The following is a 578-nucleotide window of genomic DNA, read 5'->3' on the forward strand; positions in this document are numbered from 1 at the left end:
ATTGCGGCGGTGGCGCTGGGCACCCTGGCAGCCTTCGTGCTGACCCGGATCAGCCACTTCAAGGGCCGCACGCTGTTCGGCGGCCTGGTGACTGCACCGCTGGTGATGCCCGAAGTGATCACCGGTCTGTCGCTGTTGCTGCTGTTCGTGGCCATGGCGCAGATGATTGGCTGGCCGCAGGAACGCGGCATCGTCACCATCTGGATTGCCCACACCACGTTCTGCTCGGCCTATGTGGCCGTGGTGGTGTCGTCGCGCTTGCGCGAGCTGGACCTGTCGATCGAAGAAGCGGCCATGGACCTGGGTGCCAAGCCCTGGAAAGTGTTCTTCCTGATCACCATCCCGATGATCGCGCCGTCACTGGCGGCGGGCGCCATGATGTCGTTCGCCCTGTCGCTGGATGACCTGGTACTGGCCAGCTTCGTGTCCGGGCCGGGCTCCACCACCTTGCCGATGGAAGTGTTCTCGGCGGTACGTCTGGGGGTCAAACCCGAGATCAACGCCGTGGCCAGCCTGATTCTGCTGGCGGTGTCGCTGGTGACCTTCCTGGTGTGGTTCTTCAGCCGCCGTGCCGAAGA

1 protein-coding gene is annotated in these 578 nt (G+C 64.4%); it reads left to right on the forward strand.

All coding sequences use genetic code 11. The features are described from left to right. The coding region (locus ACP7BO_RS23810) for an ABC transporter permease subunit (protein WP_426212969.1) at positions 1 to 578 on the forward strand (578 nt) is incomplete at both ends.

It is taken from the genome of Pseudomonas sp. TWR2-1-1, from assembly GCF_049897045.1.
GTDB classification, from domain to species: Bacteria; Pseudomonadota; Gammaproteobacteria; order Pseudomonadales; family Pseudomonadaceae; genus Aquipseudomonas; species Aquipseudomonas versuta.